The organism is Geofilum rubicundum JCM 15548 (assembly GCF_000974365.1).
Classification (GTDB): Bacteria; Bacteroidota; Bacteroidia; order Bacteroidales; family Marinilabiliaceae; genus Geofilum; species Geofilum rubicundum.
This window is the reverse complement of record NZ_BAZW01000001.1, coordinates 241977-263283: the sequence shown is the minus strand read 5'-3', so window position 1 is coordinate 263283 and position 21307 is coordinate 241977. Positions and strand designations below refer to the sequence as shown.

Here is a 21307-nt window from a genome sequence, read left to right as displayed (position 1 = left end):
TCTTACAAAACAGACAAAGCCTTTTCAAGTTGATTGGCCCGACTTCCTTTTACCAGAACCAGGGCATTCTCTACCGGATGGGATGTTAAATGACGAATGAGCGCTTCACCGGACTCAAACCAAAAATACCCCTTTGTCTTCGGAACCAACTCTTTAAACTCAGGCCCCACTAAAAAAGCAAGATCCGGAGCCATTGCTTTAAGTTGATCCATCAATATTTGATGCTCCGCCGAACTTTCTATTCCCAACTCCTTCATTCCACCTAAAACGACCACCCGTTTTTCGGCCGGAATCGATCTGAAATTCTCCAGAGCCACCGCCATGCTGGAAGGATTGGCATTGTAGGCATCCATAATGATCTTATTCGTCCCGGTTTTAACCACTTGAGAACGCTGGTTGGCCGGCTGATAAGCGGCAATAGCCGCATGAATATCCGCGTCAGAAACGCCGAAGAATATGCCCACTGCAATAGCTGCCAGCGCATTTTCCAAATTATATATACCCGTTAACTGCGTCTGTTGTTCAAAGGGTTCGCTGACTCCCTTTCTTTGCCAAAAAAAACTCAGAAAAGGGTTGACACGCGCACCACTCCCCTTTACATCACAGGCATCCCCGGTTCCATATTGAAAAGCATCCTCAAACCCGGTCCCCAGCATCTCCTTAAGATGGGCATTCTCCCGGTTAATAAACACAGGTCGCCCCTCCCGCTTAAGAAAGCGATACAACTCCCCCTTTCCGATTTTAATCCCTTCAAAAGAGCCAAACCCCTCGATGTGTGCTTTTCCCACATTGGTAATTAACCCGAAATCGGGGCGACCGATTTCACATAAGCGGGCAATTTCACCCTGATGATTCGCCCCCATTTCCAAAACGACCATTTCAGTGGCTTCAGGCATTGACAAAAGGGTTAAAGGCACACCGATGTGGTTATTTAAATTCCCCTGAGTAAACCAAACTTTATACTTCCTGGATAAAACCTGTGCCATCAACTCTTTGGTGGTTGTCTTTCCGTTGGACCCTGTTATACCAATCACCTTAACGCCTGAGGCTTGCCGGTGGTGACGTGCCAGGGACTGCAAAGCCTCCAGAGCATCAGACACCCAAATACATCCCTTTTCATTTTTCAGGCGAACATCATCCACAACAGCCATTTCACAACCTTTAGAAAGTGCTTCAAGGGCAAACTCATTGCCATCAAAGCGCTCCCCTTTTAAAGAAAAATAAATGGACCCCGGGGGACAGTTGCGACTGTCGGTGGTCACCTTTCTACTCAATAAGTACTGCTGATATATTTGTTCCATCACACTCAATATTACTTTTTCCTCATTGGTCCTGCCACACACAAAAATGCATAAAAAAAGCCGGTTTACAACCGGCTTTTTTTAAATTTTTACTCTCGTTCCCACATTATCTTGCAGCCTGAGGAGGACCTACACGTGTCATCGCACATCTGAAACCTAAATCATCACGCGCTTCGCGCTCATCCAGGTAACGACGGTTTCCGGGACTCAACCAAAAGGCTCTGTCTCTCCAACCGCCACCTTTATATACCCTTGAACGGTCTGAAATCAAGCTGCCCATGGGACCGGTGCTTCCTGCGTACATGGTTCCTGTATTGGTATCAGCTTCTGTCCATCCTTCACCAGAAGCAATATTGGATACAGCATCGCCATCTCTGAAATTACGATTATCGGCTGACCGATAATTGGGTCTGTCTAAAATATCCTCATCTGTCTCTTCGCGGTAGCGAATTTCTCCAAACTCATCTTTGTCTACAACCATTCCCTCTTCATCCAGGACTTTGGTCTCAAAAACATTCCCACGGAAAGGACTAAACTCCTCTGTGTCAGCAAACGAAAGGGGACGGTAAACATCGGCTACCCACTCATTAACGTTCCCGGCCATGCAATACAAGCCATAATCATTGGGATAGTATGACTTAACCGGCACCGTTACATCGCCGCCATCGTTTAAAGACCCGGCCATACCCATATAATCACCTGATCCGCGTACGAAGTTGGCCATCATATTACCCCGTTCATCTTTACTGGCATTTCGAACAATATGTCCGTCCCATGGATAAATACGACGGTTGGTCAAACGTTCCTCATAAGAGTTCCCAACCAGGCCCAGGGCTGCATATTCCCACTCGGCTTCAGTCGGCAGTCGGTAACGTGGCAAAAGCATGCCATCATCAGCCCTCACCCGACGGGTGTCTTTATTGGGATCCAAATCACGCATCGGACGACGCCCCTCTATACCATCATACTGCCCTAAGAGGTAGGCTTCGGTATCAAAATTATTTTCATTTTGCTGGTTCACATCCAATTCCAAAACGCCGGCGTCCACAAGAATTAACTCATTCACGCGGTCGGTACGCCAGGAACAGAAATCATTGGCCTGCAACCAATTAACGCCAACTACAGGATATTCACTGTAGGCAGGGTGACGAAAATAATTCTCCACCAAAGGCTCATTGTAGGCCATTGGACGACGCCATACTAAAGTGTCTGGCAAGGCTTTACGATAAACCTCCGGATAATCGGCAAAAACCCGGTTGATCCAATAAAGGTATTCGCGGTAGTCCACGTTGCGGACTTCACTTTCATCCATGTAAAAGGAAGGCACCGTCACACGTCGGGGCACATTGTTCCATTCACGCATGACATCTTCTTCAACCTGTCCCATAATGAAAGTACCACCCTCGATAAAAACCAGACCAGGTCCGGTTTCCTGTTCGTATCCTGCGCGGTACTCAAAACCACCGTGATCGGGACTGTTGTAAGCCCATCCGGTAGTGGAAGAAACACTCTTCTTGCTGTTTCCACAAGAACCCAGCACCATTGCTGCTGCCAAAGTGATTAGTAACAAACTGGATTTAAATCTCATAGCTTATGTTCTTGAATTCTGAATTGCTCGGTTAAAACTAAACGAATAAACTGATATTTTGACTGCTGGTTCAACCCTCAGTCTTTTGCTTTATACTGCAAAAATAAAAAAAGGTTATAGCAATTTCTCCTTTCTACTCACTTTTTTTGTGAATAATAAATAGCTGTCGAACGACCACACAAAATTGCCCATCACTGCTTGTTTAAACGCAATGATTTTATTTTTGGTACATGAATGGATCGTTTTTTTTAATAATGCTCCGCCAATTTATTAAACTGCTTATTTCCAATCCAATAAAAACAGGTCACTCAACTTTCAGAAATAAACATTCCCATTGTATGTATGGTTCGGCACCCATTAACCAGTCATTAACGAATGGTCTAACAATTTTTCTTTCTTACCTGCGTTTAAAAATAAAATATCATTAAAGGCGGCTTTGAAAAATCAGCCAAATGAAACAAAGGACCGTCAGATAAATAATTTGCATTAAATTTGTGGCTGAATCAATGGTTCATCCCCCGTTTGGCAAAATGGGGAAAAGTTTTCATCGACAAATCAAAACCGGAGCCCCGTTTTTCCGTTTAATAGAAAGAACTTAAAGTGTAGATTGATGCGTAAATTATATGCCCTTATTGTAATTCTTTTCTGCTTGAATGCGGTTCATGCCCAAAAAGATTCCGTCCGTGTGACCCATTCCATCCGTTGGACTGAAAAGGAATCTTCGACCATGCTGCCTTTCGAAGGTGAAGGGTATTGGAAAAACGGACTTCCCGTGCATCTTTTCAGCACCCCTTTGCCAGCCAATGTTATACCAGGCAGCATAGAAGTGGCCATTGAGGAGGCGACCTGGGAGGCGTATCCGCTTTTTCAATCTGATGAAAGAATAAGTTCTCAACCCATCCTTTCACATGCATTGACCGTCATACAAAAACGCAACATTCTGGAAATCGCATTAAGTCCGATAAGAAAAAAGGAGGGTGTAAGCGAAAGAATAAAGGAGGTCAGTTTAAAGGTCAGTTACCAGACCAACCCAAAAAAATCAACCAGCAGTGCCAACTATACCGATCAATCCGTCCTCTCTTCGGGTCAGTGGACAAAAATAGCCATCTCCCAAACAGGCATTTATAAAATCCCCTATTCAACCTTACAATCATGGGGTTTCAGTCAGCCATCCAATGTTTCCGTTTTCGGGTATGGTGGCCAAATGGTTCCGAGAGAGAATGCTGCATCCAGGCACGACGACCTTCCGCAGGTAGGCGTCTGGCACCACAACAACGCCGTTTACTTCTATGGTCACGGTCCCGCCTCCTGGCACTGGAATGCGGACAAGTCCCTGTTTTTACACCAAATCCATATATGGTCCAATCAGGCCTATTATTTTATAACCGACTCACAGGGCTCAACAAATAACATTGAGCCATTGGAAACCGTCACTCAGGAAGCTACCCAAAACGTCTACCAATATGATTTCCGGGCTTACCATGAAAACGAGAAGGAAAACCTGATCAAATCCGGAAGAAAATGGTTCGGCGAATCTTTTCAGTCCGGCACTCCAGAACATACCTTTTCGTTTCCGTCGCCCGACCGAGATCAATCATCCCCTGTTAGCCTATTTGCCGCAGTTGCTGGCAGATCTGCCACTGTCAATACTTTCCGGTTTCTGGTCAATAACCAAAGTTCCCCCTCCCTGACCCTGAATGTTCCACCCGTGAATATGGGCAGCTACGAAAGTTTTTATGCCCAGGAGCAATCGGGATACAGCAGCTTTTTAATGGACGGCAACGATCTGGAAATAAAAGTGCGCTATATGGATCAGGACTCCAATTCCAAAGGCTGGCTCGACTACCTGACCATTAACAGCAGAAACTCCCTGAAATTGAGCGGTCATGAACTTCATTTTCGGGATTCACGATCGGTTGGTGCCGATCAAATCACCCAATTCACTCTTGCCAACGCAAAAGAAACAACAGTGGTATGGGACGTCACCAATCTGACAAACCCCAAAAGGGCACAGGTCAACTATGCAAACAATGCCCTTACATTTAAAGCAAAAACGCAGGAAATACGAGAATATGTGGCCTTTAATCCGGAGGGATCCTTCCCGGTTCCCAGCAGGGTCGAAACACTCACCAATCAAAACCTTCATGCCATCGACCAGGCCCACTATGTCATTGTAGCCCCCGAAGAATTCTGGCCCCAGGCTCAGGAACTGGCCGGTCTTCACCAAACGCACAACAACCTCAACAGCGTCATTGTATCGCCGGAGCAGATCTACAACGAGTTTTCATGGGGACATACCGACCCGACCGCCATTCGATCTTTCATGCGCATGCTCTACGAAAAAAACGGGACCAACAGTGACCAAATCCCGCGCTATCTGTTATTGTTTGGCCATGGATCCTACGATTCACGGACCGAAGATCCCAGGAGAAAATCACTTATCATCACCTACCAATCAGAAAACTCCATCCATGTTACCAACAGTTATGTGACGGACGACTATTTTGGCTTTCTGGATGCATCGGAGGGAGCTGATGACAGATATGACCGTCTGGATATTGGCATAGGTCGTTTCCCCGTCAGAAATAAGGAACAGGCCACCGTTGCTGTCGAAAAAGTGCGCCGCTACCTGGAAAACCAGGATACGGGAGACTGGCGGAAATTAATTACATTTCTGGCCGATGATGGCGACTACAACATCCACATGAGGGATGCGGATTTTTTGGCCGAGAAGGTAGAAACCAATTACCCCTTTAACACCCGGAAAATCTACCTAGACAGTTATCCTAAAACCAGCAGCACTTCGGGAGATCGCTCACCGGAGGCAGAAGACCTGGTCGAGCGAACCGTCAGTGAAGGCACCTTGCTGTTTAATTATGTGGGGCATGGAAGCACCAACAGCTTAACAGCTGAGCAAGTCATTACAGCCACCTCGGTAAGCAACTGGACCAACAACCGGAAGCTCCCCCTGTTTGTCACTGCGACCTGTGAATTTAGCAGGTATGACCACCCCGTAGAGGTATCCGCCGGAGAAAAGCTCTTTCTAAATAGTAAAGGAGGAGGCATCGCCTTGTTGACAACGACAAGGGTGGTGTATTCAAGTCTCAACTTCCAGCTTAACAATTCCTTCTTCAACCGGGTTTTTGAAACCAACGAGCAGGGAGAAAGATCCTCCCTTGGAAACATCATCATGAACACCAAAAACAACGCCGGAAGCAGTGTGAACAAACTCAACTTCTCTCTGTTGGGTGACCCTGCGCTTAAAATGATTTACCCCCACGCCGGCGTAAAAACCACTGCCATCAACCACAAGCCGGTGGAACAAGAATCCGATACCCTCAGGGCGCTCTCCAAACCTCACATTCAGGGAGAGATCATTGACAACAATGGCTTAAAAATGGACACCTTTAATGGCGAGATAGACGTGGTGGTATACGATAAATTACTGGAACTATCCACTCTGGGAAATGCCACTGCCACCCCCTTCCAGTACAGCCAATACGCCAACATTCTTTTTAAGGGTACCGCTACGGTTAGTAATGGAGCGTTTGAACTGGAATTCATGGTACCCTATGACATCCGGTACAACTATGCCCCCGGAAAAATCAGCTACTACGCCCGTTCCGAATCGTCAGGTGAAGCCTTCGGGTCCTTTAAAGATTTCATTGTAGGGGGATTTGATATGAATGCGACGGAAGACACACAAGGTCCCGAAATAAATCTCTACCTCAATCATCCCGATTTTAAGGCCGGAGATTTAACAGGCGCAAGACCCTTATTGTACGCGTCCATTTTTGACGAATCCGGCATCAACACCTCTGGCAATGGTATTGGACACGACATCACCCTTATTATCAATGACAACACAAACAACCCCATCGTTTTGAATGAATACTTCGAGGCCAAGCCCGATGATTTCAGGGAAGGCATGGTCATTTTTCAAATGCCGCAGCTGGAACCGGGCCGATACGATATTACCGTAAAAGCATGGGACACCTTCAACAACTCCTCTACCGAGTTTTCACATTTCGTAGTGGGCACGGGGACCGATTTGTCCATTCGCGACTTCAAATGGTATCCCAATCCCATTACCGGCAACTCAACCGGCTACTTCTCTTTTCAAACGGATGATCCCGCAGTGGCTTTATCCATCGTAGCTGAAGCCATTTCTTCGGGCGGGGCCACGCTGGGCCAACAAAAAATGGAAACAGTGGCCGAAGGTAATTTTGTTCAACCGATTCCCTTATCTTTGCAAAGCCTTGGCATAGGATCATCCGGCATCTATTTCATTCGTTTCCAGATCAAAGCCAACAATGGCAAAGAAACACAGATGGTTCAAAAAATAATGGTAAGACCTTAAAACAGAAACAATAAAACGATTGTATCACCAACTAATAAAAAACTCATGAAGTTATTTTTGAAGCAGTTCTCTGCGATAATGATTCTATTCCTAACTTTTTCAACAGGCAGTTTCGGTCAGGTGGATTATTCAGAATTGAGCGGACAGGTCAATATTATCAACACAGCGGTGCCTTTCATAGGCATAACACCCGATTCAAGGCGGGTGCCATGGGTAATGCCGGTGTGGCTTCTACTCCCGACATGAATTCTCAGCACTGGAACCCGGCCAAATTTGCCTTCATCGAATACGACATGGGCGCCTCCATGTCCTACACCCCCTGGCTGCGTAAATTGGTGAACGATATCAATATGTATTACCTCACCGGTTTTATGCGTTTGGATGAGATGCAGGTGTTGAGCGCCTCTGTTCGCTATTTCACCTTGGGTGAAATTACCTACCGAACGACTGCCGAAGAGACTGGCTTTCAGGTTAAGCCCAATGAATTCGCCTTAGATTTGGCCTACAGCCGTTTGCTTTCCGAACGGTTTTCCGGCTCCGTGGCCTTCCGGTACATTCGTTCGGACCTTAATACCATGCAGGAAGATATGAATCCCGGGAATTCCTTTGCCGCCGATTTGGCCTTTTATTTTCGCACACCCACCAATATCATGGGAGAAAGCTCGCAGCTGGCTGCTGGTATCAATGTTTCCAATATAGGTAACAAGATATCCTACGATGGTGTCAACAACCAGTTCATCCCCACCAATATGCGTCTGGGCGTTTCGCTCGACTCAGAACTGGACGCCTATAACAAAGTCAGTTTCAATCTGGACTTGAACAAACTGCTGGTACCAACACCCGGATTTTCACCGGAAGATGGCACAGCCGATGATTATGCCAGAGAATATCAGGACATGTCGGTGACCAAAGCCATGTTCCGTTCTTTTTCAGATGCCCCGGGGGGCATGGAAGAAGAGCTGCAGGAAATCAGCTATGCATTGGGAGCCGAATACTGGTACGATGGTCAATTTGCGTTAAGGGCCGGGTATTTTCATGAACATGAAAACAAAGGTAACCGAAAGCATTTCACAGCCGGTCTGGGATTAAAATTCAACATGATGACGCTGGATGCTTCTTACATCATTCCGGTGGTCCAAAACAATCCACTGGCCAATACCATTCGCTTCACCTTAGGCATTGACCTGGATTAATTATCCTTTATTGATTGTATTGAATGACAAAAGATATGAATTGGCGGGTTGGCATGGGCTATGATGTCCACCAACTCGCTTCTGGTTACCGTTTATGGGTAGGGGGTATTGAGATTCCCTTCGAAAAAGGTTCTGTGGGCCATTCTGACGGGGACGTTTTGATTCATGCCATTTGCGACGCCCTTTTGGGGGCGGCCAATTTAAGGGATATTGGCTACCACTTTCCCGATACAGACCCTTCGCTGAAAGGCATTGACAGCAAAATCCTTTTGGAAAAAACCATGGCCTTGTTACGCAGTCATGCTTATGAAGTCGGCAACATTGACAGCACCATCTGCCTCCAATTGCCCAAAATAAACCCCTTCATCCCAAACATGCAGACCGCCCTGTCAGGGGTCATGAAACTGGACCTCTCACAAATATCCATTAAAGCCACCACCACCGAAAAAATGGGCTTTGTCGGCACGGGAGAGGGCATATCCGCCTACGCAACGGTACTCATTTACAAAGTTTGAATCATGGAAAACGTAGCATCAACGGAAAGGTTTGAAGCCATCATCCGGCAGGAAGCCGCCGTGCTGGCCTATTTCTCGCACGAGCAGTGCAACGTTTGCAAGGTTCTGAAACCAAAGGTCGAAGCATTACTGGCCGACCAATTTCCCAAAATAAAAGCCCTCTACTGCGATACCAAAAACGCCCCTGAAATAGCAGCCTCTCAGTCGGTTTTTGCGGTCCCCACCATCATTGTTTGGTTTGAAGGAAAAGAAACCTACCGTTTCAGTCGCAACATCGGGCTTCAGGAATTGGAAGGAGCCTTGTCGCGGCCTTACCACCTCTTTTTCGACTAATATTTTTTGAAATAAACCGACAAATACGGCGTTATGCTCGTCAGAAAAATACTCATTTATACAAGTTAAACTCCGTCTTTTCTGACTTCGCAAGCCTTGTCTTTGTCGCTTTATTATCAAAAATAGTTATAAACCGACAAATACGGCGTTATGCTCGTCAGAAAAACACTCTTTTACACCATCAAAAAAGAGCCATCTCCATTGGAAACAGCTCTTTAAATCTCGGAAGTTATAATTGATTATAACTAAGCCAGTTTAACATTTACCGCGTTAAGACCTTTTCTGCCTTCCTGAAGGTCATACGTTACTTCATCGTTTTCTCTGATTTTGTCTACCAAACCAGACACATGTACGAAGTATTCTTCTCCTGATTCTTCATCTTTAATAAAACCGAATCCTTTGGTGTCATTAAAAAATTTTACGATTCCTTTGTTCATAACTTTGTAATAAAATAATTAGATACTTCAAAGGTAAAATAATTTTCAAGAAAGCAATAAAAAATCTTAAAAAAATAACCCGCCTTTAAAAACATCCTGAAAAACAATGCTATCCCCCTTAATTCTATTCCTCAAATTTATGTTTCCCCCTGTTCTCTTCGCCTTCAGAGTAGGCATAAATCTCCCTTAACACATGGGCATATTTCTTATAAAGTGTACGTCTTCGCAACTTCAATGTAGGTGAAAGTTCACCGGTATTTGCAGTCCAATCTTCAAAAACCAGCCTAAAGCGCTTTATCTGCTCATGTTTTCCCAACTGTCTGTTGTAAGTATCTACCTCTTTCTGAAACTTCTTCAACACTTTGGGAAGCGTAATTAACTCCCGGTTATCGCGAAAATGAATCCTGTGGTCGTGGGCCCACCCGTGCAGGTATTCAAAATTAGGCAGTAACAGAGCACTGGCAAACTTTTCATTTTCACCCACCACCATCACCTGCTCAATAAAAAAAGACTCCTTAAGCATGTTCTCAATCATTTGAGGAGCAATGTATTTACCACTGGATGTTTTAAACATCTCCTTTTTTCGATCCGTTATCTTAAGAAATTTGTCTTTTACGAACCGGCCTATATCCCCCGTATGAAACCATCCGTCCTTATCAATCACTTCTTCTGTCGCTTCGGGGGCCTTGTAATAGCCCAGCATGACATTGGGGCCTTTTACCAAAATCTCCCCGTCCTCATCAATTTTCACTTCCACATTGTTTAATACGGGGCCAACTGTGCCAATATAGAGGCTATCAGGCTTACTTAAGTGGTTCACGGCAATTACAGGAGAAGTTTCGGTGAGGCCGTACCCTTCGAGCAAGGGAATACCCGCAGCAAAAAACAGGCGGCTTAAACGAGGCTGCAATGCAGCTCCTCCGGACACCACGAATCTTAGTTGACCTCCAAAGGCCTTCTGCCATTTGGAGAAGACCAGTTTACGCGCCAATTTCAATCTAAAGCCGTACCAAAAATGATGTTTCCCATTTACCCGGTACTTTTCACCCAACTTCAACGCCTGAAAGAAAATAAGGCGCTTCAGTCCGGTTAAATCTTCCCCCTTAGAGACAATGCGGTCATAGATACGCTCAATAACCCTTGGAACCGTTGCGAAAGCATTCGCCTGAATTTCTACCATATTTTGCGAAAGCGTACCAATGCTTTCTGCGTAATGAACACTGCACCCTTTATACTGAAAGAGGTAATTCACCATTCTTTCAAAAACATGACAAAGTGGCAAAAAACTTAAAATACGATCGCCCGGATTCAAAGGATAAAGACTGGATGTCGCCATCACATTGCTTATAAAGTTCCGGTGACTCAGCATCACCCCTTTGGGCATGCCGGTGGTTCCCGAGGTATAAATAATGGACACCAGGTCATCCGGACTGATCTGATCGCGTATGGCCTTCAATTCATCCTTGCACTTAACCCGGGCATTTTCACCAATTCTGGTGATTTCTCCCCAATGGGGTATATCCTCATAAAAATTAAAGGTGAAGATAAACGTCAAATTCTCGAGTTCATCCACAATGGGCTTTAACTTGTTATACAGTGCTTTATCCGAGACCAGGAGCATTCGGGCATCCGAATGCTGAAGGATGTATTTGAATTCTTCTTCCCCCAAAGTGGGGTAAATGGGCACATGCACCACCCCCAACATCGACATGCCCATATCCACCATGTTCCATTCAGGCCGGTTATTCGATATGGTTGCAATCTTATCGCCTTTTTTAAATCCTTTGGACATCAGGCCATAACTAAACCGTTTGGCCGTGCGACTGTAATCCTCTGCACTGAATTTGATCCATTGTCCCTCCCGCTTGGCCACCAACACATCCGGCCTGTTATGATTCTGCCTCAGATTCTCAAGCAAATCAAAAGTCCTTTCAATAGTCATACGCGCAAATTATATTATATTTACTGATTATCCCTTCCTTCTGCTCACCTTTCTACCATTTACACTAAAGATAAAAAAGCGTGTGAAAAAAGACAAAATTTTTTAAACAGACAACAAAACCGGGAAAAATCCGTATGACCTCTTATCTTTAAAACCATGATATGCGTACCGTACTCTTAATATTTATTCTCTTTGCCGGTTCTGGCCACTTGCGGCCCCAGGACGTTTCCTTGCTGTTTTTTGGGGACATTATGGGCCATGGGGCACAAATAGAAAGTGCCCGACAAGCGGATGATTCCTATGACTACAGTTCCTGTTTCCGGTATATTGAACCCACCTTTCGATCGGCCCATATCGTGACCGGCAATCTGGAGGTCACCCTGGCCGGCCCGCCGTATGCCGGATATCCGGCCTTCACCTCTCCGGACGAACTGGGCCAGGCCCTGAAAGAAGCAGGGGTCAATACATTGGTGACCGCCAACAACCATTCGTACGACAAAGGCCGACGCGGAATGGAGCGTACCATCGACATCCTGGAAGAGCTTTATTTTGTGCGCACAGGCACCTTCAAGGACAGTGCAGATTTCCATCTGCACAACCCTAAACTCATCCATATTGAAGGGATCCGTCTGGCCCTGTTGAACTATACCTATGGCACCAATGGCATCCGTGTTCAACAGCCCAACCTTGTCAACCACATTAATAAGTCAGAAATCACGGAACACATCCATAAGGCCCAAGCACTGAACCCTGATAAAATCATCGTATTTATTCATTGGGGTAAGGAGTACCAAACCGTACCCGACCTCATGCAGCAAGAGACCGCTGCCTTTCTGTTTGACCAGGGAGCCGACATCATCATTGGCTCTCACCCGCATGTGGTTCAGCCCATGCACCTCACGGTCAATGCGGAAGGAAAAGAGCAATTGGTGGTTTATTCCCTGGGTAATTTTGTCTCCAATCAACGCAAAGCCTATACCGACGGCGGTGCCATGGTGCGTATTGAACTTTCCAAAGCGGCTGACACCACCCGCATTACCAAAGCCGAGCACATGTTGACCTGGGTGCACACCCCTATAGAGGCTGGAAAGAAAAAATATTATATTCTACCTGCCTCCATATATTCTCAGCAGGGGGTTCCCGACTTTGTGCCCCATGGCTGGGAGGGCATGAACAGCTACCTTCTAAAGGCAAGGGAAGTGATGAAAAACAACACCAACATTCCGGAAGCCAGGGAAGAATGGCCCTTATTGTAACAAAAAAAGCCGGCTGAGCCGGCTTTTTTATTCAAGGCATTCCCCATGAACTATTTTTCCTGAAGGGCCTCCTCTATGAGAACCAGCGCCGCATCAATCGCCTTCTGGAGACCGGAAGGATTTTTGCCACCGGCCGTCGCAAAAAACTTCTGACCGCCACCACCACCCTGAATGGCGGGAGATACGGCTCTGATGATCTCCACAGCGTTCAACACGCCGGCCTCTGCCAGGGAATCAGAAACAATAACCGAAAGCTGGGCCTTGCCATCCACATCTCCTCCCAGAACGGCCACCATCTCATGGTCACACTCTCCACGCAGCTGAAAGGCCAAATCCTTCATATTTCCGACTAAAGACGGTTTAACCACCGCCTGCATAAGCACAACCCCCTTGACCGTTTTCGCCGCATCACTGATACTGCGTTTTTCTATTTGCATCACACTTTGGCGCAAGGTATCCATTTGCTTGGCCAGTGCGCTGTTCTCATTCAGCAAACCTTCCACGTTTTTGCGCAAACTGCTCTGGTTCCTGAACATTTGTCCCAGCTCCTTGAGGAGATCTGTTTGTGCATCAAAAAGCGCTTCAGCCTTATCGGCCACCACGGCTTCTATCCGACGAATGCCTGCAGCCACGGAAGCTTCACTAATTATTCTGAAAAGTCCAATTTGTCCGGTAGCCAAAACATGCGTACCGCCGCAAAGCTCCACCGATTCACCAAAACGTATGGCCCGGACCACATCCCCGTACTTTTCACCAAAAAGTGCCATGGCCCCCATCTCTTTGGCTTTGGAAATCGGCAACTCCCGGTGTTCATTCACCGGCAGATTCATTCTGATTTCCCGGTTCACCGCATGTTCCACAGCACGAATTTCTTCATCGGTCAACTTCTGAAAATGCGAAAAGTCAAATCGCAAATAATCCGGATGCACCAAAGAACCCTTTTGCTCCACATGATCCCCCAAAACACTTCTCAATGCCTTGTGCAACAAATGAGTGGCCGTGTGGTGGCTGGCCACCATTCTTCTTTTATCCCCATCTACCACCGCTTTAAAGGTGGCAGCCAAATCCTCGGGGAGTTGGCGACTCAGGTGAATAATCAGGTTGTTCTCCCGCTTGGTATCAATAATGGCGTATTTTTTTCTGCCGGCTTCAATATATCCGCTGTCACCCACCTGTCCACCCCCCTCCGCATAAAACGGGGTCACATTAAAAACCAATTGAAAAAGTTCACTGTTTTTGGCCTTGACCTTGCGGTACTTGACCAATTGCACATCCGCCTCGAGGAAATCATATCCAATGAACTCTTCCTTATCATCTTCCTGCAAAACCACCCAGTCGTCCGTTTCAACAGCTGCAGCATTCCGGGCACGGGCTTTTTGAGCCGCCATCTCCTGCTCAAATTCTTTTCGGTTCACCACCAGCCCGTTTTCCTTCAAAATCAATTCCGTTAAGTCCAGCGGAAAACCAAAAGTATCATACAATTCAAAAGCCAGACGACCTTCAACCACCTGATATTCTCCCGATTTCGTTTCCTGAATGATCTTGTCCAGTAAAACAATACCGGTGGCCAATGTCCGAAGAAAAGACTCCTCCTCTTCCCGCACCACCTTCTGAATCAAATCCTGCCGTGCAGCCAGCTCCGGAAACGCCGCATCCATGGTGCTCCTCAGGGCATCCATCAATTGCCCCATAAAAGGCTCCTTCTTATCCAGAAAGGTATAGGAATACCGTACCGCTCTTCGTAAAATTCGTCGAATCACATAGCCCGCCTTATTATTGGAAGGAAGCTGTCCGTCACAAATAGCAAAAGCAATGGTTCGAAAATGATCGGCCACCACCCGCATGGCAATGTCTGATGATTCAGCAGCACCATACCTGACGCCCGTCAGCTCCGATATTTTTAGAATAATGGGTTGAAACACATCGGTGTCGTAATTGGACTTCTTTTGCTGAATCACCCGGCAAAGACGCTCAAACCCCATACCGGTATCCACGTGGCGATGGGGAAGCGACACCAGCGAACCATCCGCTAAGCGGTTGTATTGTATAAAAACCAGATTCCAGATCTCAATCACCTCCGGATGATCCTTGTTCACCAGTGTCTCACCGGGCACTGCAGCTTTTTCGGCAGCATCCCGCAAGTCGACATGCACCTCGGAACAAGGGCCACAGGGCCCCGATTCCCCCATTTCCCAAAAATTATCCTTTTTATTCCCATTGATAATACGATGGGCAGGCAAATGCGTCCGCCACAAATCATAAGCTTCCGTATCACGGGCCACACCATCGGCAGCATCGCCTTCAAAAATGGAGGCATAAATACAATCTTTATCTATTTTGAGCACATGCACCAGGTATTCCCAGGCCCAGTTTATGGCTTCCTCTTTAAAGTAGTCGCCAAAGGACCAGTTGCCCAGCATCTCGAACATGGTATGGTGATAGGAGTCATGCCCCACCTCTTCCAAATCGTTGTGCTTACCCGATACCCGAAGACACTTTTGGGTATTGGCCACCCGATTGGCTAAAGGTTTTCCGTTCCCCAAAAACACATCTTTAAATTGGTTCATCCCTGCATTGGTAAACATCAATGTAGGATCATCCTTAATCACCATGGGAGCAGAAGCCACAATCCGGTGTTGTTTGGACTCAAAAAAATCCAGAAAACTCTTTCTAATTTCAGAAGCTGTCATATATAAATCTCTATCCAAATTTTATTGTTTATCAAAAGAACGAAACTTTCAAACAACAAATGCGTAAAATGATCAACACGGATGTGTTGTGTATGATCGGTTTACACAATTGCTCTTTATGCAAGTGACATTCACCTAAAGCGAGTGGCTGATGATAACAAAAATGCAAAAACATTCGCACATTAACTATGGCCGTCTCTTTTTATCACAAAATTGATGTGCAAAAATAGATTAATCAGGTGATTTTTGCATGTTAATAACATTTTTTTCTATTTTAGCGTCAAATTTATTACCGTATGTCAAAAGTCAAATACAGATATAATCCCGAAACACTTAGTTACGATAGAATTGAAACCGGTCTGCGGTTTTATCTGTCCCGGATTTTCACCTATACTTTGTTCAGCGCTTTAATGGGATTTGTCTTCTTTTTTGGATACGTTTACCTGATTGACAGCCCGAGAGAAATAAAACTGGAAAGAGAAAATTCCCGACTGGTTTCGCAATACGAGATCATGTCCAACAAATTGCAACAGGTACAACTGGTTTTGGACGACATACAGCAGCGCGATGAAAATGTTTACCGGGTTATTTTTCAGGCGGATTCCATCCCCAACTCCATTCGAAGAGCCGGTTTTGGCGGTGTCAACCGTTACCGCTATCTGGAGGACCTCGACAATGCCAAACTGGTGGTGAACACCGCGAAAAAACTGGATGGCATCATGAAGCAACTCTACGTGCAATCCAAATCCTTTGATGAAATCATTGATTTAACCCTGCGCAAAGAAGAAATGCTCCGCTGCATCCCGGCCATACAACCGGTCTCCAACAAAGATTTACGTCGCACCGCTTCCGGTTGGGGTTGGCGCATTGACCCGATTTACAAAACCAGGAGATTTCATGAGGGACTCGACTTTTCGGCGCCTACCGGCACAGAAATATACGCGACCGGCGACGGGGTTGTTAAATCGGTCAGGACATCAGCCATTGGCTATGGTAAAAACGTTGTCATCGATCATGGGTTTGGCTATGAAACCCTTTACGCCCACATGCATGATTTCAATGTTAAAGTCGGACAAAAAGTCCAAAGGGGTGATGTCATCGGATATGTCGGCGACACCGGAAAATCAACGGCTCCTCACCTGCACTATGAAGTCAGAATAAAAAACCGGGCCGTAGATCCCGCGCACTACTTCTTCCAGGATTTAACCACCGAACAATACGAAGAGATGATTCGCATATCATCCAACAGTAACCGGACATTTGATTAACCTGCGAACATTTTTTCTTATCTTTCCGTACCTTTTTGGCACTTTGCTATACGGCCGGATTTGTGTGCATCAAAAAAAAAGGCTAAAATTGTATTAACGATCTTCTAACATGTTTGCCTTATGCCATACAAAGAGCCAAAAATAGAGAAACTCTATTACACCATCGGCGAAGTGTCCAAAATGTTTGATGTGAACACTTCCCTCATTCGGTTTTGGGAGAAGGAGTTTGATATCATAAAGCCCCATAAAAACAAAAAAGGAAACCGGCTTTTTACCCCACAGGACATCGACAACTTCCATCTCATCTATCATTTGGTCAAGGAAAAAGGCATGACATTAAAAGGGGCGGAAAAAAAACTGAAGGAAAACCGGAAAGATACCATCGAAAATTTCGAGGTGATCAAACGGCTCAAAGAAATCAGGGAAACACTTGTTGAGATTAAAGAGAGTATGTAAACCAAATAACCTATCGACCTAACGATCTATTCTTTTTAGAACAACCATTTATAAAAGGGACATGGCCACGCTTCAACTTCATGAAATCATTTCAGAAATAGAATCCCTTGCACCACCTTCCCTGCAGGAAAGTTATGATAACAGCGGTTTGCAAACAGGGCAAACTGCCATGGTGATCAAAGGGATCCTGATAACACTGGACGTCACGGAAGCGGTTATTGAAGAAGCCATCGCCCAACAGTGCAATTTAATAATGGCACACCATCCGCTCACCTTATCCGGATTTAAAAGGCTCACCGGGCAATCAGCAGCAGAAAGAATTCTCATAGCTGCCGTCAAAAACGACCTGGCCATCTATGCCGCTCATACCAACCTTGACAGCGTAAGAGGAGGTGTCAGCTCGGTTTTAGCCGACAAAATCGGCCTGATGAATCAAAGGATATTAGAGCCCAGAAGTCAACTTCTGATAAAACTGGTCACTTTTGTGCCACACCAGCAAGCCCAACAGGTACGGGAAGCACTCTTTAATGCAGGGGCCGGCCAGATAGGCGATTACGATCAGTGCAGTTACAACATCCAGGGAGAAGGCACTTTCAGGGGGGGTGAAAGCACCCGTCCCTTTGTCGGACAAAAAGGCCGCATGCATACCGAACCAGAGGTACGCATTGAAACCGTCCTGCCCCAGCATCTTCAAAACAAGGTCATTCAGACCCTGAAAACCGCCCATCCATATGAGGAGCCGGCCTATGACCTTTTTGCCCTTCAAAACCAATGGGACCAGGCGGGCTTTGGCGTTATTGGAGACTTACCGCAGCCCATGGAAGTGCAGCCTTTTTTACAGCAATTAAAAAACAACACCCATACCGGATGCGTGCGTTACACAACAACCACCAAAAGTAAGGTTCAAAAAATTGCGGTTTGTGGTGGCAGTGGCAGTTTTCTGTTAAAACAGGCCATCCGGCAACAGGCAGACGTATTTGTGACCGGGGATTTTAAGTACCATCAGTTTTTTGAGGGTGAAAATAAAATTATAATAGCGGATATCGGGCATTATGAGAGTGAACAATTCACTAAAGAACTTTTTTTTTAAGCTACTTACAAAAAAATTCCCTAATTTTGCAGTCCGTTTATCAAATGTGAATAGCAATCCAATTAAATATTTATAGCAGAATGGCAACAATGGATTCCAAAGCAAGCACCAATGAAGTAACTGTTGAAGACAGACTTCGTGCCCTATATGACCTGCAAAAGGTAGTTTCTGAAATTGACAAGATCCGGACGCTAAGAGGCGAATTGCCCCTGGAAGTTCAGGATCTGGAAGATGAAATAGAAGGATTGGACACCCGTTTAACCAATCTGGAAGCAGAAATAAAGAAACTCAACGACGACATTCTCAGCAAAAAGAATGAAATTAAGGAGGCCGGCCTGCTCATAAAAAAATATGAAGCCCAGCAGTCCAATGTCCGTAACAATCGTGAATACGATTCCCTCACCAAAGAAATTGAATTCCAGACACTGGAAATTGAACTTTGCGAGAAGCGTATCCGGGAGTTCACGGCTGAAATGAAGAGCAAGTCAGAAGTGATGGAAACATCCAAAAAACAAATCGAGGAGCGCCGGGGCGACCTGAGCGCGAAAAAAGCCGAGTTGGATGAGATCGTTTCAGAAACCCAAACGGAAGAGGATCGCATGAAGGACAAAATCAAAGAGATTGAAGCCCGAATTGATGACCGCCTTTTGACGGCCTTTAAGCGCATCCGCAAAAATGCCCGCAATGGTCTGGCCGTTGTTACGGTAGCCCGTGATGCCTGTGGTGGATGCTTCAACAAAATTCCGCCTCAGCGCCAGTTAGACATTCAGCTTAGAAAGAAGATTATTGTTTGTGAATATTGTGGTCGTGTATTAGTGGACGATCAACTTTAATCTGAAGAACAAAGATTTTACAGCAACAAAAAAGCGCAGAGAAATCTGCGCTTTTTTTATAGGCTTTGCCTAAATCACTGACATCAGGATTCAGCTACCAGCTACCTCCGGCGCCCCCGCCACCAAAGCCGCCACCACCAAATCCACCGAAACCACCCCCACCGCCAAAGGAACCACTTCCGGAAGAAAAACTCCCGAAGTGCCCGCTATGACGTCTGGATCCAGAGCCCATCATGCCATCATGGCCCAGAAAGGCAAGCTGTGTCCGATAGATGATTCCCGGGCCCGCTTTGATTTAGAAAAAACGGTAATCATAATAATCGCAAATACAAGCACAAACACGGCACCAAAAGTAGATTGCTCACTCCCGGTCCGGTTCAAATATGCATCCGCCGTATACTCCCCACGGGTGAGCTCCATGACCACATTCACGGCGGCCAATAAGCCCGAATAATAATCGTCATTTCTAAAGTGGGGGATCATTTCATTGTCAACAATACGCCGCGCCGTTGCATCCGGCACAGCCCCTTCGAGACCATAACCGGGCGCCAGATAGGCTTGCCCCTTTTCATTGTTGTAACGCGGCTTAACCAATATAACCAAACCATTGTCGTCCGCCGCCTGTCCAACCCCCCAGTCGTGTCCCAGACGAACCGTGTAGTCAGCCACCTCGTAACCCTCCAGGTCAGACACCGTTACAATCACAATTTGCGTACTTGTCTCCCGGGCAAAACCCACCAAGTGGGCTTCCAGTTGTTCCCGGGCTTCTGCATTCAAAACCCCGGCAAAATCATTCACCAACCGGGGAGGATTGGGCTTCTCAGGAAAGGGATTTCCCGCCACTTCCATCCAGCAAAACAAAACAAATATAAAGGCACTTGTAATTTTCATCATTTTAATTTCTTTATTTTGTCAATAAGAAAAAAATTGATCCTTCAGTCTTTGGCAAGAATTGAAAATCTTTTAATCCCGAAAAATCGGGGAGCGCAGCTAAAGCGTCAAAAACTATTTACCAAATGATATCTCGTCGGACAACTCATTCACATCATCCGATTGATGGGGGAAAAACGCTTTTAACTGTTCACCGGCCATCAGAATACCTTTCTCCAGCCCCCCGGCCAAATCCCCCTGCTTGAAAAGACCCAGCATGGTTTCCTTTATTTCATCCCAAAAACCCTCAGGAACCTTCGCATTGATACCGGCATCCCCCAAAACAGCCATTTGATGGTCGTCCACCGTCAAATAAAACAACACGCCATTCCGGAGTTCGGTTTGATGCATTTTAAGTTTCTCAAAGACAAAGGCCGCCCGATCCAATACATCTTCCGGACAAGTGCGTTCCACATGCACACGAATTTCGCCTGAGGTATTCAATTCAGCCGTTTTAACAGCTTTGACAATGCTTTCCTTTTCCTGTTCTGTAAACAATTTAGCAGCCATAAAAAAATATTATTTAAAACGTTACTTCCGGTGCTGTTTGGGCACCCTGATCCGCTTCAAAATAGGGTTTTCGTTCAAAATCAAACATCGATGCAATAAATCGTTGCGGAAACTTGGTGATGTAAGTATTGTACTTCCGGGTTTCTTCATTGAATCGCATTCGCTCTGTCGCTATCCGGTTCTCTGTCCCCTCCAATTGGGCCTGCAAGTCCAGAAAATTCTGATTGGCTTTAAGGTCAGGATAACGTTCCACGACCACCATCAGGCGCGACAAAGCAGAGCTTAACCCCTCCTGGGCCTGCTGGAACTGTTGCAAAGAAGCCGCATCCATATTATCGGTATTCAAATTAATTCCGGTGGCCTTACTCCTGGCCTCAATAACTCCCTCCAAAGTTTCCTGCTCATGGGCTGCATACCCTTTAACCGTATTCACCAAATTGGGAATCAAATCAGCTCTGCGCTGATAGACATTCTCGACTTGTGCCCATTGGGCATCCACGCCCTCATTGAGTTCGACCATGGTATTGTAGCCACAGCTACCCAGAAATGGCACGGCCATAAGTGCCAGAATAAAAAATCTTAACCGCTTCATATTTGAATTAATT

The 21307-nt window shown here is 45.9% G+C and carries 19 protein-coding genes; 10 read left to right on the top strand and 9 right to left on the bottom strand.

Annotated features, from left to right (window positions below; translation table 11 throughout):
- Positions 1 to 2: 2 nt before the first annotated feature.
- Together JCM15548_RS01050 and gldJ are read right to left on the bottom strand one after the other, a co-directional pair.
- Complete coding sequence (locus tag JCM15548_RS01050; protein WP_157482299.1) at positions 3 to 1301, bottom strand: UDP-N-acetylmuramoyl-tripeptide--D-alanyl-D-alanine ligase; 1299 nt, start codon at positions 1299 to 1301, stop codon at positions 3 to 5.
- Positions 1302 to 1407: 106 nt separating this feature from the next.
- Positions 1408 to 2889 carry a gliding motility lipoprotein GldJ gene (gldJ, locus tag JCM15548_RS01045; RefSeq protein ID WP_062122053.1) on the bottom strand — a complete coding sequence of 494 codons (1482 nt, stop codon included), beginning with the start codon at positions 2887 to 2889 and terminating at the stop codon, positions 1408 to 1410.
- 610 nt (positions 2890 to 3499) lie between these two features.
- Here gldJ and porU point away from each other — a divergent pair.
- Genes porU through JCM15548_RS01025 form a run of 5 tightly spaced genes read left to right on the top strand, consistent with a single transcriptional unit; the run spans position 3500 to position 9290 of the window.
- Positions 3500 to 7249: a type IX secretion system sortase PorU gene (porU, locus tag JCM15548_RS01040; RefSeq protein ID WP_062122052.1), complete on the top strand. Its 3750-nt coding sequence runs from the start codon at positions 3500 to 3502 to the stop codon at positions 7247 to 7249.
- Between the two features lie 45 nt (positions 7250 to 7294).
- Positions 7295 to 7495, top strand: a complete 201-nt coding sequence (locus JCM15548_RS22485; RefSeq protein WP_227625284.1) for a hypothetical protein — start codon at positions 7295 to 7297, stop codon at positions 7493 to 7495.
- Entirely contained in the window at positions 7459 to 8442 is a 984-nt protein-coding gene (porV, locus tag JCM15548_RS01035) for a type IX secretion system outer membrane channel protein PorV (protein WP_227625283.1), read from the top strand. The genes JCM15548_RS22485 and porV overlap by 37 nt, the downstream gene beginning before the upstream one ends.
- A 35-nt stretch (positions 8443 to 8477) precedes the next feature.
- On the top strand, positions 8478 to 8957 hold the full coding sequence (gene ispF, locus JCM15548_RS01030; RefSeq protein WP_062122051.1) for a 2-C-methyl-D-erythritol 2,4-cyclodiphosphate synthase: 480 nt from the start codon (positions 8478 to 8480) through the stop codon (positions 8955 to 8957).
- Positions 8958 to 8960: 3 nt separating this feature from the next.
- Positions 8961 to 9290, top strand: a complete 330-nt coding sequence (locus JCM15548_RS01025; RefSeq protein ID WP_062122050.1) for a thioredoxin family protein — start codon at positions 8961 to 8963, stop codon at positions 9288 to 9290.
- Between the two features lie 245 nt (positions 9291 to 9535).
- Here the strand turns inward: JCM15548_RS01025 and JCM15548_RS01020 are convergent, their stop codons facing one another.
- On the bottom strand, positions 9536 to 9727 hold the full coding sequence (locus JCM15548_RS01020; protein WP_062122049.1) for a cold-shock protein: 192 nt from the start codon (positions 9725 to 9727) through the stop codon (positions 9536 to 9538).
- A 124-nt stretch (positions 9728 to 9851) separates the two neighbouring features.
- Positions 9852 to 11669 (bottom strand): AMP-dependent synthetase/ligase, encoded by a 1818-nt coding sequence (locus JCM15548_RS01015; RefSeq protein ID WP_062122048.1) that lies wholly within the window; start codon positions 11667 to 11669, stop codon positions 9852 to 9854.
- A 161-nt stretch (positions 11670 to 11830) separates the two neighbouring features.
- Between JCM15548_RS01015 and JCM15548_RS01010 the strand changes: the two genes are divergently transcribed.
- Positions 11831 to 12925: a CapA family protein gene (locus JCM15548_RS01010; RefSeq protein ID WP_062122047.1), complete on the top strand. Its 1095-nt coding sequence runs from the start codon at positions 11831 to 11833 to the stop codon at positions 12923 to 12925.
- Between the two features lie 50 nt (positions 12926 to 12975).
- Here JCM15548_RS01010 and alaS read toward each other — a convergent pair whose 3' ends face one another.
- Positions 12976 to 15633, bottom strand: a complete 2658-nt coding sequence (gene alaS, locus JCM15548_RS01005; RefSeq protein ID WP_227625282.1) for an alanine--tRNA ligase — start codon at positions 15631 to 15633, stop codon at positions 12976 to 12978.
- 278 nt (positions 15634 to 15911) lie between these two features.
- On the opposite strand from alaS, the gene JCM15548_RS01000 reads away from it, so the two are divergent.
- From JCM15548_RS01000 to JCM15548_RS00985, 4 genes are all read left to right on the top strand, one after another.
- On the top strand, positions 15912 to 16883 hold the full coding sequence (locus JCM15548_RS01000; RefSeq protein ID WP_062122045.1) for a M23 family metallopeptidase: 972 nt from the start codon (positions 15912 to 15914) through the stop codon (positions 16881 to 16883).
- Between the two features lie 120 nt (positions 16884 to 17003).
- Positions 17004 to 17339, top strand: coding sequence for a MerR family transcriptional regulator (locus tag JCM15548_RS00995; RefSeq protein ID WP_062122044.1), 336 nt, complete (start codon positions 17004 to 17006; stop codon positions 17337 to 17339).
- Positions 17340 to 17400: 61 nt separating this feature from the next.
- Complete coding sequence (locus tag JCM15548_RS00990) at positions 17401 to 18429, top strand: Nif3-like dinuclear metal center hexameric protein (protein ID WP_227625281.1); 1029 nt, start codon at positions 17401 to 17403, stop codon at positions 18427 to 18429.
- An 80-nt stretch (positions 18430 to 18509) separates the two neighbouring features.
- The gene (locus JCM15548_RS00985) at positions 18510 to 19262 is read left to right on the top strand and encodes a zinc ribbon domain-containing protein (protein WP_062122043.1); all 753 of its coding nucleotides are present in this window, start codon (positions 18510 to 18512) and stop codon (positions 19260 to 19262) included.
- Between the two features lie 94 nt (positions 19263 to 19356).
- On the opposite strand, the gene JCM15548_RS22480 is transcribed toward JCM15548_RS00985, so the two are convergent.
- From JCM15548_RS22480 to JCM15548_RS00970, 4 genes are all read right to left on the bottom strand, one after another.
- On the bottom strand, positions 19357 to 19497 hold the full coding sequence (locus JCM15548_RS22480) for a hypothetical protein (RefSeq protein ID WP_227625280.1): 141 nt from the start codon (positions 19495 to 19497) through the stop codon (positions 19357 to 19359).
- Entirely contained in the window at positions 19494 to 20156 is a 663-nt protein-coding gene (locus JCM15548_RS00980; protein ID WP_227625279.1) for a TPM domain-containing protein, read from the bottom strand. Before JCM15548_RS00980 ends, JCM15548_RS22480 begins: the two co-directional genes overlap by 4 nt.
- 111 nt (positions 20157 to 20267) lie before the next feature.
- Complete coding sequence (locus JCM15548_RS00975) at positions 20268 to 20702, bottom strand: TPM domain-containing protein (RefSeq protein ID WP_062122042.1); 435 nt, start codon at positions 20700 to 20702, stop codon at positions 20268 to 20270.
- Positions 20703 to 20715: 13 nt separating this feature from the next.
- The gene (locus tag JCM15548_RS00970; RefSeq protein ID WP_062122041.1) at positions 20716 to 21294 is read right to left on the bottom strand and encodes a LemA family protein; all 579 of its coding nucleotides are present in this window, start codon (positions 21292 to 21294) and stop codon (positions 20716 to 20718) included.
- Positions 21295 to 21307 lie beyond the last annotated feature (13 nt).